Annotated in this window: 15 protein-coding genes; 8 read left to right on the top strand and 7 right to left on the bottom strand. The window is 67.8% G+C overall.

Annotated features, from left to right (window positions below; all coding sequences use genetic code 11):
• The first annotated feature begins 1,591 nt into the window (after positions 1-1,591).
• From ACTJKF_RS21570 to ACTJKF_RS21545, 6 genes are all read left to right on the top strand, one after another.
• Positions 1,592-1,918, top strand: coding sequence for a hypothetical protein (locus ACTJKF_RS21570; RefSeq protein WP_440625912.1), 327 nt, complete (start codon positions 1,592-1,594; stop codon positions 1,916-1,918).
• A gap of 111 nt (positions 1,919-2,029) precedes the next feature.
• Positions 2,030-2,620: a hypothetical protein gene (locus tag ACTJKF_RS21565; protein ID WP_440625910.1), complete on the top strand. Its 591-nt coding sequence runs from the start codon at positions 2,030-2,032 to the stop codon at positions 2,618-2,620.
• A gap of 76 nt (positions 2,621-2,696) precedes the next feature.
• The gene (locus tag ACTJKF_RS21560; RefSeq protein ID WP_440625908.1) at positions 2,697-2,969 is read left to right on the top strand and encodes a hypothetical protein; all 273 of its coding nucleotides are present in this window, start codon (positions 2,697-2,699) and stop codon (positions 2,967-2,969) included.
• A 44-nt stretch (positions 2,970-3,013) separates the two neighbouring features.
• Entirely contained in the window at positions 3,014-4,690 is a 1,677-nt protein-coding gene (locus tag ACTJKF_RS21555; RefSeq protein WP_440625906.1) for a chemotaxis protein CheA, read from the top strand.
• A 141-nt stretch (positions 4,691-4,831) separates the two neighbouring features.
• On the top strand, positions 4,832-5,416 hold the full coding sequence (locus ACTJKF_RS21550; protein ID WP_440625904.1) for a hypothetical protein: 585 nt from the start codon (positions 4,832-4,834) through the stop codon (positions 5,414-5,416).
• 110 nt (positions 5,417-5,526) lie between these two features.
• On the top strand, positions 5,527-6,948 hold the full coding sequence (locus ACTJKF_RS21545) for a sigma 54-interacting transcriptional regulator (protein WP_440625902.1): 1,422 nt from the start codon (positions 5,527-5,529) through the stop codon (positions 6,946-6,948).
• A gap of 66 nt (positions 6,949-7,014) precedes the next feature.
• On the opposite strand, the gene ACTJKF_RS21540 is transcribed toward ACTJKF_RS21545, so the two are convergent.
• The gene (locus tag ACTJKF_RS21540; RefSeq protein ID WP_440625900.1) at positions 7,015-7,506 is read right to left on the bottom strand and encodes a hypothetical protein; all 492 of its coding nucleotides are present in this window, start codon (positions 7,504-7,506) and stop codon (positions 7,015-7,017) included.
• A gap of 375 nt (positions 7,507-7,881) precedes the next feature.
• Between ACTJKF_RS21540 and ACTJKF_RS21535 the strand changes: the two genes are divergently transcribed.
• Positions 7,882-8,559: a LuxR C-terminal-related transcriptional regulator gene (locus ACTJKF_RS21535; RefSeq protein ID WP_440625899.1), complete on the top strand. Its 678-nt coding sequence runs from the start codon at positions 7,882-7,884 to the stop codon at positions 8,557-8,559.
• Positions 8,560-8,685: 126 nt separating this feature from the next.
• Here ACTJKF_RS21535 and ACTJKF_RS21530 read toward each other — a convergent pair whose 3' ends face one another.
• The gene (locus tag ACTJKF_RS21530; RefSeq protein ID WP_440625897.1) at positions 8,686-10,239 is read right to left on the bottom strand and encodes a methyl-accepting chemotaxis protein; all 1,554 of its coding nucleotides are present in this window, start codon (positions 10,237-10,239) and stop codon (positions 8,686-8,688) included.
• Positions 10,240-10,495: 256 nt separating this feature from the next.
• Between ACTJKF_RS21530 and panE the strand changes: the two genes are divergently transcribed.
• On the top strand, positions 10,496-11,434 hold the full coding sequence (panE, locus tag ACTJKF_RS21525; RefSeq protein WP_440625895.1) for a 2-dehydropantoate 2-reductase: 939 nt from the start codon (positions 10,496-10,498) through the stop codon (positions 11,432-11,434).
• Positions 11,435-11,523: 89 nt separating this feature from the next.
• On the opposite strand, the gene ACTJKF_RS21520 is transcribed toward panE, so the two are convergent.
• The 5 genes from ACTJKF_RS21520 to ACTJKF_RS21500 form a co-directional block, all read right to left on the bottom strand.
• Positions 11,524-11,667: a hypothetical protein gene (locus ACTJKF_RS21520; RefSeq protein WP_440625893.1), complete on the bottom strand. Its 144-nt coding sequence runs from the start codon at positions 11,665-11,667 to the stop codon at positions 11,524-11,526.
• A gap of 200 nt (positions 11,668-11,867) precedes the next feature.
• Positions 11,868-12,452 (bottom strand): nucleotidyltransferase family protein, encoded by a 585-nt coding sequence (locus tag ACTJKF_RS21515; protein WP_440625891.1) that lies wholly within the window; start codon positions 12,450-12,452, stop codon positions 11,868-11,870.
• 417 nt (positions 12,453-12,869) lie between these two features.
• Entirely contained in the window at positions 12,870-13,265 is a 396-nt protein-coding gene (locus ACTJKF_RS21510; protein WP_440626011.1) for a type II toxin-antitoxin system VapC family toxin, read from the bottom strand.
• A complete protein-coding gene (locus tag ACTJKF_RS21505; protein ID WP_440625889.1) occupies positions 13,262-13,501 on the bottom strand; it encodes a type II toxin-antitoxin system Phd/YefM family antitoxin in 240 nt (79 codons plus the stop codon). Before ACTJKF_RS21505 ends, ACTJKF_RS21510 begins: the two co-directional genes overlap by 4 nt.
• 117 nt (positions 13,502-13,618) lie before the next feature.
• Positions 13,619-13,680 (bottom strand): hypothetical protein (locus tag ACTJKF_RS21500; RefSeq protein ID WP_440626009.1); only part of this gene is annotated, 62 nt, incomplete at its 5' end.

Raw genomic sequence — 13,680 nt, 5'->3', positions numbered from 1 at the left:
ATAATGTTGCTCGCGCGTATCGTGTGTCGTGATCCCGTCATTGAAACACGATCGTAATCGGCATTGAATGCAGGCCAATTGAATGACGACCGTCAATATCATTCAAGTGTATTGAAGGATTCGCGCGGACGCGTGTCGTCGTTTTTTCGATAGGCAGGCGGGGTGACAGCTTTCGGCCGGCGCCGCACCCACCGCTATTTGCCGCGCGTTCGCATTGTCGGTCGACGCTCGATCCCGTTGGCCCTTTTCACGGATGAATCAATTGCGTTTCGCCGCAGCCGGTGCGCGCCTCCTGCGAACGCTGCGCAGCCCGCCGCGCCGGGCTCGCACGGCCGGTTGCCGGCCGATCCGCTGCGATGGATGTCGGGGCGCTGCCTGCCCGTCGCGCGGCGCGCAACCCGCGATCGGCCGGCTCGGACGCGGTGCGGGCCCGCTCGCCACGCGGCGCGCTTCTCAAGCATGAAACACCCGTTCGCATCCGCGCCCGAGCGCATGCTGGAGCCCGCATTCGTCCGTCTTTTCCGGGGATTGCTTCGTGGCACTCAATGATCGCCGCATGCCGGCGCCGGTCGTTGCGATACATTCCTGAAACAAAAAATATCGTTTCTGGCGACAGGGACGGACATGGCGGTCGGTGCGCGCCGCGCAACGGTCGGTGGCATAACGCGTGGCATGTTGCTTGCGATATTGAGTGCATCGGCGAGCGGTCGACATGATGCGATCAAGATGTGGGGCGGCCACCTCGTCAAAGAGCCAGTCGGGGAAACGGCAATGAAGACCATTAGCAGCAGCGTAATCCGCGCGTGGTTGGCGCAACAGTGGGGTAGTCGGACGGATGGGGGAATGACGCGCGGCGCAGTGCCCGCTTCGCGGGTTCCTCGTTGCCGGTTTCGCGGCTTCCGCACGGTGCACGCGCGGGAACGCCTGTCGCTCTGCACGGCAACCGACCGCCAGTGGTGTCCGCCGTCGTTCAGTTCACCCGGATGGACCAGGCTGTTCGTGCCGGACAGCCTGGCGCCGATTCGTCTTCGACCGTGCCGGGCCGTTTCGATTGCGCCGCGTACCTGCCGGCGCTGGCTGGACTAGCTCGAACGCCCATCGGCCGGATTGCCCGGAAGATCGTTGATCGGTAGATCAGGGAGAAGCGATGCCACCTGACTGTCATGCAGGCCCGTTATTGCCGCAATAACGCGCATTTTTCCAGCGGCACTGCATTGACGGTGGGCAACACCATTCACGCATTTTCGATCGATGAAGCGGATGCCACGTGCCGGCATGCCGCAAGGCCGAGTATCGAAAACGAATGATCCGGAAGGGTGAATTCCTTTTTGCGGATGCGTTTGGTGATTTGTTTCCTGATTATTAAAAACGCAGATATGCCTTGTCGAAAGTGCCAGTTAAAAAGTTCGGAAAACTAAAAAAGACGAACATGAACTTGGATTGGCCAAAAATTTCTGGGTATCGGATTCGGTGTGAATCGATTCTTTTTAATTTGATAGTGATCCTTATTTTTCGGGATTGCTCATGGCAGGGAAGTTGAAGGCGTGCAGCTTTCCTCGCTTGTTCCGTCCACGCCGTTATGGAGTCGACCATGAAGAAGCTTCTGATTGCAGCAGCAGTTATGGCGGTTTCGGGTGCAGCGTTCGCAGCGAGCGGCACGACATCGACCAGCAACTCGTCGAGCGGCGGCCAAACGATGGCCGTGGTCACCGGGTTCGGCCAATTCACCGCGACCAATTCGGGCGCTGGGCTCGGCGCAGCCGGGGCAAGCGCCGGCGACGGCAGCAGCGCTGCGCTCTCGTACACGACCCACACCAACACGTCGACGGTGGGCGGCTTCGGCTGGGGCGGCGCACAAGCCGGCGGCTCGAGCGGCGCAAACGCCGGCGCGACCGGCTGGACGATGTATCACTACTAAGCCGCGGCGCATAGCGTTCGTCATGGACTGGTGGCACGGATGCCGGGTTGCGTTCCGCAAGGGCGGGCCCGGCAGCCTGGCCACCGAATTTCCTCACAGAAAGGAATTGCTATGAAAGCCAACGTCTTTTTAGCGGCGGCGCTCACGGTCGTGTCGTCGGCGGTAATGGCGTCCGGACCGACCACGTTCAACCAGACGCAATCCATCGCGGCGGGCGTATCGGGTTCGGCGCTGGTCGGCACCGGAAGCTATACGAGCAACTCGACTTCGGTTGCGGGCGCAAATGCAGGAAGTACCGTGACACCCGCTGGATCCACCGGCACGGCATCCGCCTATCACGACTCGACTTCGACGGCCAGCGGCTTTGGCTCGAACGGGGGCGCGTTCGCGGCAGGCGGCGGTATCGGTGCCGCAGGCTCGTTCGGTGGAACCGGCAATACGAGCGAGAACGCGAATGCGCTGTCGGGAGGGGTGACCGCCACGATCGTACTGGGCGCGAACCACTACACGGCAACGGGTGCGAACGACAACGGCAATGCCACGGGGGGGGCCGCCGCCCTGACGGGCATTGGCGGGTCGAGCGCGATCGCGGGCTCGAGTCACTTCAACTCGTCGACTGTGTGGGGCACCGGCCCGGCCGGGTCGCCATCCGCGGCGGGCGGCAGCCAAGGCAGTTCGGGCGCAACCGCAAGCAGTCCTTAATGGGGTGTTGGGGGGGACCAGTTTCCCAGAGATGCTGGTCTCTTGCTTCGCCTTGTTGACACCGTAAGGAGTTGGCATGAAGCAGAAACTGATTGCCGCCGCTCTGATGCTCGCGTCTCTGACGGCATATGGCGCTGACCGTGCTGCCGAGGACGTGCAATCAAATTTGCAGACGTCAAACCCTACAACCAACCCGTCACAACAACAAACGCTTTCGTCGGGCAGTGCCATCGGCACACCGGACTCCCGGCCCTGGCCGGGCATGTCGGGCGGCTCGTGGTCCCAGCTGGGTAGCGGCTGGAAGCAGTTCGGGGAAGCGGGCAAAGCTGAAGGAATTCAGGGGAATTAATACGGTTGCCTGGGTGGGAGGTCAAACCTCGTCCGGAGATTGAAATGAACAGCAACAAGATCAGGGCGGCATGCGCGGCGATGTTCGCGATGGCCGCGATCGGTGCCCAAGCGCAAACCGCCGACTCGACGTCCAGCGCGCAGTCCTCGACATCGTCCACGGCGATCAGCCAGGGCGGCGGCTCGAGCATGAACACGAACGTCACCAGCTCGCGCGGCGGCAACGCCAGCAGCGCGAGCACCAGCGGCGTGCGCGGCAGCGGCAATTCGAACGTGCAGGTCAACGTGACGATGCCGTCCGCCGCGAGCGGCGGCTCGAACGTGACGCCGCAGAGCACGAGCACGCTCGCGGCCGGCGCGCCCGGCAGCAGCCCGTACAACACCCAGTCGGCGGAAAACGTCAACTACTCGGGTACCCAGACGATCAAGACCAACCCGGCAATCCAGGCGCCCGGCCTCACGACCACGCTGTCCGATACCTGCATGGGCTCGGTGAGCGTCGGCGTGTCGTTCCCGGGGTTCGGCGCGACGGGCGGCACGACACTGGTCGACCAGGCGTGCGTGCGTCGTCTCGATGCACGTGAATTCCGCGCGATGGGGCTGACCGACGTCGCGCTCGCGCTGCTGTGCCAGAGCGATGCGAACCGGCGCGCGGTGGAAGCGACCGGGCACCTGTGCCCCGGCACCACCGCGCCGCTCGCGCGGTCGAACGTGGCGCCCGCCGCCGAAGCGACCGTGGCCGACGACGTGAAGTATCGCGATCCGCTCGTGCGCAGCCGCATGGGCCTGCCGCCGCTCGACGCCGCCGCACCGGCACCCGCGCAGACGCGCCCGGTGGCGACGACCGCGGTCCAGGCCGCGCCGCTCGCGGTGCCGGCGCCCGCGCCGTCGATCGCCGCGCCTGCCGTCAGCGCGGTGCCGGCGGCGACGCAAGCCGCCGCCAGGGCATCGCAAGCGGCTGCCGTCGTGCCGGCTGCTGCTGCGGCAGCCGTCGCACCGGTTGCCGCCGCGGCGCCGGTGGTGAGTGCCGCGCCTGCGGTCGCACCGGCTGTGGTGAGCGCCGCGCCTGCCATCGCACCGGCTGCGCCGAGTGCGGTGCCTGCTGCGGCCATCGTGGCCGCGCCGGCCGTCGCCGACAAGGCGCCGGAACAACCCGCGCCGGTGGTGGCGGGCAAGGCGCCGGAACAATCTGCGCCGGTGGTGGCGGACAAGGCCCCGGAACCTGCGCCCGCCGCAACCGATACCGCAGCGCAAGCCGCGGCGGCGCCGGCGGTCGACACGCAGGCGCCGGAACCCGTGCCGGCCATCGCCGACAAGGCCCCGGAACCGGCACCGGCGGCAGCCGACACCGCAGCGCAAGCCGCGGCAGCACCGGCCGCCGACGTGAAGGTGCCGGATGCCGCGCAAGCCGCACCGGCCGCGACCGACGCCGCGCCGCAAGCCGCCGAAGCCGCAGTACCGGCTGCCGAGCCGGCCCCGCAGGCAGTGGCCGAAGCGCCTGCCCCGGAAGCGGTTCAGCCCGCCGCAGCGGCGGCCGCAGCCGACACGCCGGTCGTCGACGCGAAGGCGACGGATGCGGTCGAGTCCGCTGCCGCACCGGTACCGTCCGCCGAGATGCCGGCCGCGACCGATCCGATGCCCGCCACGGCCGGCCAGCAGGCTGCTCCGGCCGCTCCCGTGATGCCGGCTCCGGCCGTCATCTCGACGAGCACGTCGTCGTAAGCGTGCGGCCCGGCTNGCACGCCGGCCGCGCGGGAGCCGGGATCCGCTGCGCGACGCGCGTTGCAAGTTTGACGGGTGTTGGTCCCCTCCCCGAGGTCAACACCTCTTTTTGCCTGACGAGGGTACAAGGAGGCCTCAATCATGAGGATCTTTTTGGTCGCTCTGCTGCTGGTCGGCACGCAAGCCGCCGCGCAGTCGGTTTTCCAGAACCCTGCGGTCTTTGTCATCCTGAGCGAGCAGACCCTCGCGAACGCCGCGAGCGTCCAGCAGGCGCTGACGACGCTTGGCCGCCCGGACAACACGGCATGCGTGCCGATGGTGATGGTCGGCGCCCCGCAGATGATTTACATGATGCCGGAGGAAGGGCACGCACCGTCGTGGCACTCGCCGGTGTACGGTCGCGGCGCGCCGTTCGAAGCGCAGAACGGACCGCACCCGACCGGCAAGACGGTCGGCGCGATGCAGCATGCGAACGACATGCAGACGCAGCCGTGGAGCGACAGCAGCGCGATCACGCAGAAGATCGCCGGCGAGTCGAGCCTGTCCGCGTCGGCGCGCGTCAGCGACTGGCAACGCAACGCGCTGAACACGATCGAGACGGCGCCGGCGACGGAAGTGACGGTCAACGGCAAGACCTACCGCACCTATCGCGAGGACCTCAACCAGGCTGCACGGCCCGTCGTCGAACCGCAGATCTATACGCAGCGGGTCGTGTTTTGCCGATAACGAAACTTTCCCGAGCGGACCCGCCGGCTGTGCCGCGCGGGCATGAAGGCCCACCGCGCATCATTGCGCGCCGCCCGGTCCGCCCGACAACCCTACGCGGCGAGGCGACCGTGAACCATTGCTGCCCGATCAGACTGTCAGGCCCGCAGGAGTGCGAACGGGCCGCAAGCGCGCCGCCGTTCGTCGCGGTCCGGCGCCCCCATGCCGCGCTGTCGCGACCGCTCGTGTATCTGTCGCAGCACCCCGATGCGGGGCTCGTCGACTGGCTCGTGTCGCGCGGCTGGGACGTGTGGCGCGCGAAATCCGTTGCGGATGCACTGAATCTCGTCAAGGCGAACCGCCTGCATGCGGGCATCGTCGATTTCGGCGACGTCGCGTCGCCGGACGTCGTGTCGTTCGAGGTGCTGCTGCGCGATCCGCGCATCGGCTGGGTCGCGCTTGCCGACGACGAGCGATTGCGCGACGTGACCATCGCGCGCCTGATTCGCCAATGCTGCTTCGACTACGTGCGCAATGCGACGGCCTATACGACGATCGGCTATCTCGTCGGCCATGCGTACGGGATGCTGAAGCTGGCGGAAAGCGATCCGGCCGTCGACGCCGCGGCGCCCGGCGACGCGATGATCGGCGCGTGCGACGCGATGCGCCGCTTGTTCGCGACGATCCGCAAGGTCGCGAACACCGAGGCCACCGTGTTCATCGCCGGCGAATCGGGCACCGGCAAGGAGCTGACCGCGGCGGCGATCCACCAGCATTCGTCGCGCGCCGACGCGCCGTTCGTCGCCGTGAATTGCGCGGCCATTCCGCCGACGCTGCTGCAGGCCGAGCTGTTCGGTCATGAACGCGGCGCGTTCACCGGCGCGCATCAGCGCAAGATCGGCCGCATCGAGGCCGCGCACGGCGGCACGCTGTTTCTCGACGAAATCGGCGACATGCCGTTCGAGAGCCAGGCGAGCCTGCTGCGGTTCCTGCAGGAAGGCAAGATCGAGCGGCTCGGCGGGCGCGCGTCGATTCCGGTGGACGTGCGAATCGTGTCCGCGACCCACGTCGATCTCGAGGCCGCGATGCAGGCGGGGCGGTTTCGCGCCGACCTGTATTACCGCCTGTGCGTGCTGCGCATCGACGAACCGCCGTTGCGCGTGCGCGGCCGCGACATCATGCTGCTCGCCGACCACGTGCTGCGGCGCTATCGCGGCGACAGCTCGCACCGGATTCGCGGCTTCATGCCGTGCGCGATCGAGGCGATCCACAACTATGCGTGGCCCGGCAACGTGCGCGAGCTGATCAACCGGATCCGCTTCGCGATCGTGATGACGAACGGCCCGCTGATCTCGGCCGTCGATCTCGAACTGACGCAGTACACGTCGCACCGGCCGCCGACGCTCGCCGAAGCACGCCGGCAGGCAGAGCGGCGCACGATCGAGGAAATGCTGCTGCGGCATCGGCTCCAGCATGCCGACGCCGCGGCGGAACTCGGCATCTCGCGCGCGACGCTGTACCGCCTGATGATCGCGCACGGGCTGCACGGCTGACGCCGGTCGCGCTCGCGCGGCACGCGTCCCGGCGTCATGCGGTCGCGGGCCGCTGGGCGGGCGGCCTCAGGCCGGCCGTTCGAAGCCCGATTCGACCCAGCGTGCGGCGCTGGCCTTGTTGAGCTTGAAGCCGGCGGACACCTTCGCGTCGGCCAGCAGCTCGCCGTACGGGTCGAACGCCTTCAGCTCCGCATACGGCTCGAACTCGTCCGGCACGATGTCGAGCGTGACCGACACATCCTGCCCGTCGTCGCCCTGGACCGTCACTTCCTTGTGCAGCATCGCGCGGCGCTGCTGTTCGTGGCGCATCAGCACTTCGGTCGCGGTCTTGACCAGCGTGCGGAACGCGTTCGCGTCCATCGGCTTCGGGTTCTTCTTGTCGCGGCCCATCGTCCACGGGCCGACGAGCGCGGGCTCGGTCTCGCCGTCCTTGATCATCTCGACGGCCCAGCCGTCGTCGTCTTCGTTCTTGATGATGCGCGCCGTCCAGCCGTTGTCGCGCCAGAGGCCGGCTTCGTGGAGGGTGGTGTCGTCGGATTGCAGATCGGATTCGGTCATGGAGAAGGCGGGGAGTACGGGCCGCCGGCGAGCGGGCGGGGCGCGCGGCCAGGTGGGCGCGCTGCCGCCGGCCGGTCGCCCGGTGCGGCATGCAAAGGCCGCAATTTTACCGCGCTGGCCGTCCCCGCGGCCCGCGCGGTCCGCAACGTCGGCCGTCCGGTCGACCTCCGCCACTGCCGAACGGTCGAATCGGCGCAAATATCAAACTCGTATTACGTTCCTGCGGGCCAATCTATATGCCGTCCGATAGCTCGGTCGCGTGCGGCTTCCTAGAATAGTGGCCGGGATAAAAATATCTCGACCGTCGATTCAACGCCGATCCTGCCGTGCGCGCATTCCGCGCCGCGCGGCCCGGCGAATTTTCTGGAATTGCGCATGGGGAAATTCAGTATTCGCACCGTTTTCGCATACGACTGGCCGTTGACGCTCGCGGGCATGGAGCACATCGCCGGCGACGCGTGCGCGATCGATCTCGTCGGCGTCTATCGGACGCCGGCCGAACTGATCGCGGCGCTCGGCAGCATCGACTGCGACGTCGCGCTCGTCGACTATTCGGTTCGCGGCGACGCGCAGATGGACGGCCTCGCGCTGTTCGAATGGCTGCGGCGCACGCACCCGAAAGTCGGGATCGTCGCGCTGGTCGGGAACGAGACGCCGGTGATCTTCCGCTCGATCCTCGCGCAAGGCGGCGCGAGCCTCGTCAGCAAGTTCGACGAGGTTGGCCATATCGTCACCGCGATCCATTCGAGCTACAGCGGCGGGCGCTATCTGTCGCCGCTCGTCCGGCGCGCGCTCGAGGCGCTCGCCGAACACGACCAGCCGCCCGTGAAGCTGTCGACGCGCGAAATCGAAGTGATCCGCCTCTATCTGTCCGGCGTGCCGATCAAGGCGATCGCGCAGCGGTTGAACAAGGGCAAGCAGACGGTCAGTGCGCAGAAGATCAGCGCGATGAAGAAGCTCGGCGTCACCAACGACATCGAGCTGGTCCAGCGGGCGGCCGGCCTGGGGTTCGGCGGCGCCAGGGCGCTGAGCCTGCCGGGCGGCGAGGGGTAGCCGCGCAGCGGGTACGAAAGCAGGCTCAAGGCAGGCGCTGGCCGGGCATGGCCCGGCACCGCGCGGCGCCGGCCCGTCGGGCGGGATCCGGCGCAATCCGGTGGGCTCCGGCGCGATCCGGCTGTGTCAGGCCGGCAGCGCGAAGCGCGTGACCGCGTCGCGCAGCGTTTCGGCCTGGTCGCGCAGCGAATGCGCGGCGGCCGCGGCTTCCTCGACGAGTGCCGCGTTCTGCTGCGTGACCTGGTCCATCTCGCCCACCGCGCGATTGACCTGCTCGATCCCCGCGCTCTGCTCGCGCGACGCATGGCTGATCTCGTCGAGGATCTCGTTCACGCGCCGCACCGACTGCACGATCTCGGTCATCGTCTCGCCCGCATTCGTGACGAGCGTCGCGCCGTGCTCGACGGTTTCGTTCGACGACACGATCAGCGACTTGATCTCCTTCGCGGCCGTCGCCGAGCGTTGCGCGAGCGAACGCACTTCCGCCGCGACCACCGCGAAGCCGCGGCCCTGTTCGCCCGCGCGTGCCGCTTCGACGGCCGCGTTCAGCGCGAGGATGTTGGTCTGGAACGCGATGCCGTCGATCACGCCGATGATGTCGCCGATCTTGTGCGAGCGGTCGGTGATCTCGTTCATCGTGCGCACGACGTCGTCGACCACCTCGCTGCCGCGCGTCGCGACCTGTGCGGCCTGGCCGGCAAGCGTCGCGGCCTGCGCGGCGCTCTCCGCGTTCTGCTTCACGTTCGCGGTCATCTGATCCATGCTCGACGCGGTCTGCACGAGCGCGGCCGCCTGTTCCTCGGTGCGCTGCGACAGGTCGGTGTTGCCCGACGCGATCTCGCTCGCGCCGACGTTGATGTTCTCCGTGCCCATCCGCACGCGCGACACCATGTCGATCAGTCCGCCCTGCATCGTATGCAGCGCATGCAACAGGCTGCCGCGATCGTCGGGTTTCACGTTCACGCGCGCGGTCAGATCGCCCTGCGCGATCCGCTGCGCGGCGTCGAGCGCCACTTCGAGCTCGCCGCCGAGGTTCGCGCGCACGCTTTTCAGCACGAGCACCATCACGGCGGTCGCGATCGCGCCGAGCACGGCCGTCATCGCGAGCCAGCGGCCGACGCTCGCGAGCACGGCCGAACGCACGTCGTCCATGTACATGCCCGTCACCAGATACCAGTCCCACGGCGCGAAGCGCTGCACCGCGCTGGTCTTGTCCTGCGGCTTGTCGGCGCCCGGCTTCGGCCACAGATACTCGACGAAGCCCTTGCCGCCTTCCACGTTGCCGGCCTGCACGATCTCGACGAACAGGTGCTTGCCGTTCGGATCCGCGAAATTCGACACGTCCTTGCCGTCGAGGTTGGTCTTGATCGGATGCATCACGATCACCGGCTTCGAGTCGTTGATCGAGATATAGCCGTCGCTGCCGTAGCGCATCGCGGCGATCGCCTCGATCGCCTTCTGCTTCGCGTCGGCTTCCGGCAATGCGTTCTGCTGCGACAGCTTGTAGTAATGATCGGCGACGCTCGTCGCCTGTGCGACCAGCGACGCAAGCTGGTCGCGGCGGTCGGTGATCATCGACGCACGCGTCTGCCACGCGCCGATACCGGCGATCACGAGCAGGCCGAGCCACAGAATGACGATCATCGAAGCAAGTTTCTGGTTCAGGGAAAGGGTGCGCATGGGTAGTGAGGTCGGTCGGTCGAACAGGCGCGCCGGAACGGCGTGGGGGATAAGTCTTTGACGGCGCGCAACGAACGTTGCCGTAGGCGGGAAATCCCTTAGGGCTTGCGCCGCCCGATGCCATCGAGCGCGGCGCGGGTATCTATGCATATGCATATTCTGCGTCGCTATACTGTCGGGCAATGGCGGTTGCGCGTCGTGCGCGGCTGGCCGGGCGCAGCGCGATGGCGCCGAACCAACCTGAAAGGAGGCAACGATGCGAATTCTGGTGGTAGGGGCCGGCGCGGTCGGCGGATACTTCGGCGGGCGGCTCGCGGCGGCGGGGCGCGACGTGACGTTCCTGGTGCGCGACGGCCGCGCGGCCGCGCTCGCGCGCGACGGGCTCCTGATCCGCAGCCCGCGCGGCGACCTGACACTCGCGAACGTGCCGACGGTGCGCGCCGGCGATGCGGCCGCGCCGTTCGACCTCGTGCTGCTGAGCTGCAAGGCGTACAGCCTCGACGATGCGATCGCGTCGTTCGCGCCGTTCGTCGGTCCGTCGACGCTGATCCTGCCGATGCTCAACGGGATGCGTCATCTCGGCGTGCTGCGCGAGCGGTTCGGCGCCGCGCAGGTGCTGGGCGGCCTGTGCGTGATCGCGGCGACGCTCGATCGCGAGCAGCGGATCGTGCACCTGAACGACACGCACGGGCTGTCGTTCGGCGAACTCGCCGGCGGCGCATCGGCGCGCGTGCGCGCGGTGGCCGACGTGCTCGGCGGCGCGGGCTTCGACGCGACGCTCAGCGACGACATCGCCGCGCGGATGTGGGACAAGTGGGTGTTCCTCGCGACGCTCGCGGCAAGTACGTCGCTGTTTCGCGGCTCGATCGGCGACATCCTCGCCGCGCCGGACGGCCGCCGCCTGCTCGAGACGATGCTCGACGAATGCAGCGCGATCGCCGCGCACAATGGTTACCGGCCGGATCCGGCCGCGGTCGAGCGGATGCAGCGGATGGTGCTGACGCCGTCGCCGCTGACCGCGTCGATGCTGCGCGACGTCGAGAACCGCGCACGTGTCGAAGCCGATCATGTGATCGGCGACCTGCTGGCGCGGCGCGACCCGCAGGCGGCGGACACGCTGTCGCTGCTGCGGATCGCGTACAACCACCTGAAGACGTATGAGGCGCGCGTTGCGCGGGAGAGCGCGGCCGCGTAAGGGCGGCCGCCGCCGGGGTGTCGGCCGCGAGACTGCGGCGCCCCGGCTGGTGAACGCGCCGGCCAATGCGGCGCGGGCCGCGCCCCCGGCTAGACGGGATCCTTGTTCGGCGGCCCGTCGGGCTGCTGCGGGTTGTCGTGAGGATGGCCCGGCGGTGGCGGCGACAGCGGGTCGTCTTCCGGATCGCGGTTCGGGTCGGCGGGGGACTCGGGCATCGGGGTCGTGTGGTCCATGGGGAACTCGCGCAATGCGTGACGGCGGTGGCGCGGCGGGTGCGCCTCGTCTCCGTTATAGGCAATCGGACGCGCGTTTGCAGCGGGATTCTCGCGACGGCAGGCGGATTGCCGGCGAGATGCGCGTGCCTGCAGGTATCGCGCCGGATCGCCAGGCGACAGGCATGCGCCATGCGTTGCGCGGCCCGCGCAATCCGCTGTCAGCGCAGGTCAGTGGGCGTATCGACGTCGCGCAGGATGCCCGGATCGTCGACGTCGAGCAGGTTCACCGGTGCGCGGGCGAATAGCGCGCGGGCACCCGTATCGCCGTCGAGCGCGGCGAGCGCATCGAAGTGGTGCGCGGCAAAACCGACCGGATGACCGCGCGTGCCGCGATGCACGGGGGCGACGATCGACGCGTCGTCGGCATCGAGCGCGCGTGTAATCGCTTCGTAGGTGGATGCCGCGATCCACGGCATGTCGCCGAGCGCAACCAGCCAGCCGGCCGCTTCCGGTGTCGCGCGGACACCGGCCGCGAGGCTTGCGCCCATGCCGCGCATCGCGTCGGGCGCGTAGACCACCTGACAGCCGGCTTCGTTCAGCAGGATCGCGAGTTTTTCGGCGCCGGGACGCACGACGGCGATCACGTCGGCCGTGGCCGCCGCGAGATGGCGGGCCGCCGCGACCGCAACTGGCGTGCCGTCGGGAAGCAGCGCGAGCAGCTTGCTGTGCAGACCGCTCGGGTCGAAGCGTTGACCGAGACCGCCGGCGAGCAGGATGCCGGTGGCGAGTGACGCATAGGACATCGGCGCGGGGGGAGGAAGGCAGGTGGCCCGATTGTGCGGGAGCGGGGAGGGATCGGCAAGTGCGGATGTTACCGATGGGCGGGGGTTGTCGTCGGAAAGCATGTCAGCGGGGGGCTTCGGTGAGCATGGTCTGCTCGACAGGGCGGTACGTGCGTGCGATTCGCGTTGCATCACGATGCAATGGCGGCCACCGAACGACCCATGCTGCCATCCGGACGGGGAATTGGCGAAGCCGGCGCGGGCGAGTGCGTCGATCGGAACCTGCCGATCGCGGGCAGCCGGGCGGCGGATGAAAGGGGCGTGCGTGTAGCACAGGCGCCGGACGATTCACGTGAGCGGTTTGGTCAGACGAATCGTCACGATGCGACCGCCGCGCCGGCGGATGTGGCGCGGTTTGCTCGGCGCCGCGCGAGCGGCTTACCAGAGCGTCTTGACGTGCGCGTATGCACGGATCCTTTCGTCTCGCGTGGCGAGCGACGCACCGAGCCTGCGCGCGGTGGCGACGATCATGCGGTCGGCCGGATCCTTGTGGAAGGTGCCGGGCAGCGCGGTGGATTTCGCGGCGATGTCTGCGTCGACGGGGACGAAGCGCATGCCGTCGATCTGCGCGACCGTCGCGAGCCACGCATCGACGTCCATCGTCAGCGCGAGGCGCTCGTGGCGCACCAGCATCGCGATTTCCCATGCGGAGATTGCGGACGCCGCGAGCGTGCCTTCGCCACGCGCGCGCTCGATCGCGCTGCGGGCCTTCTTGCTGAGCGACGGATCGCCCGCCACCCACCACACCAATGCATGCGTATCCAGCACGATCACCGCGACGCCTCCCAATCATCTTCCGCAATCGGATCGAGAGGATTGTCGTAGCGCATGACCGAGCCGCGCAATATGTCCAACGGCTGGGATTCGCGGGTGCGATAAGGCCGGATTTCGAGTGCGGGCTTGCCGTGGTCGGTCACGATCAGGCTTTCACCGGACGCCTCGACGAGCCGGAAGTATTCGAGTGCGCGAGCCTTGAACTCGGATTTGGAGACGGGAGGGTGCGGCATCATGATATGAGCATGGTCATTTGACGATGGTCATTTTAGACGCGCGTGGCGAGCCGATGCAAGCGACGCGGCGCGGGCGTCGGCCGCCTTGCCCGGTGGGCATGGCGCTACCCGTCCAGGCTACGCATCCGCCCATTTCCTCAACAGGTTGTGATAAATCCCCGTCAGCGAAATTACCATTG

Origin of the sequence: Burkholderia sp. 22313 (genome assembly GCF_052045245.1) — a bacterium.
GTDB lineage: Bacteria > Pseudomonadota > Gammaproteobacteria > Burkholderiales > Burkholderiaceae > Burkholderia.
This window is presented reverse-complemented; position numbering and strand designations above follow the sequence as displayed.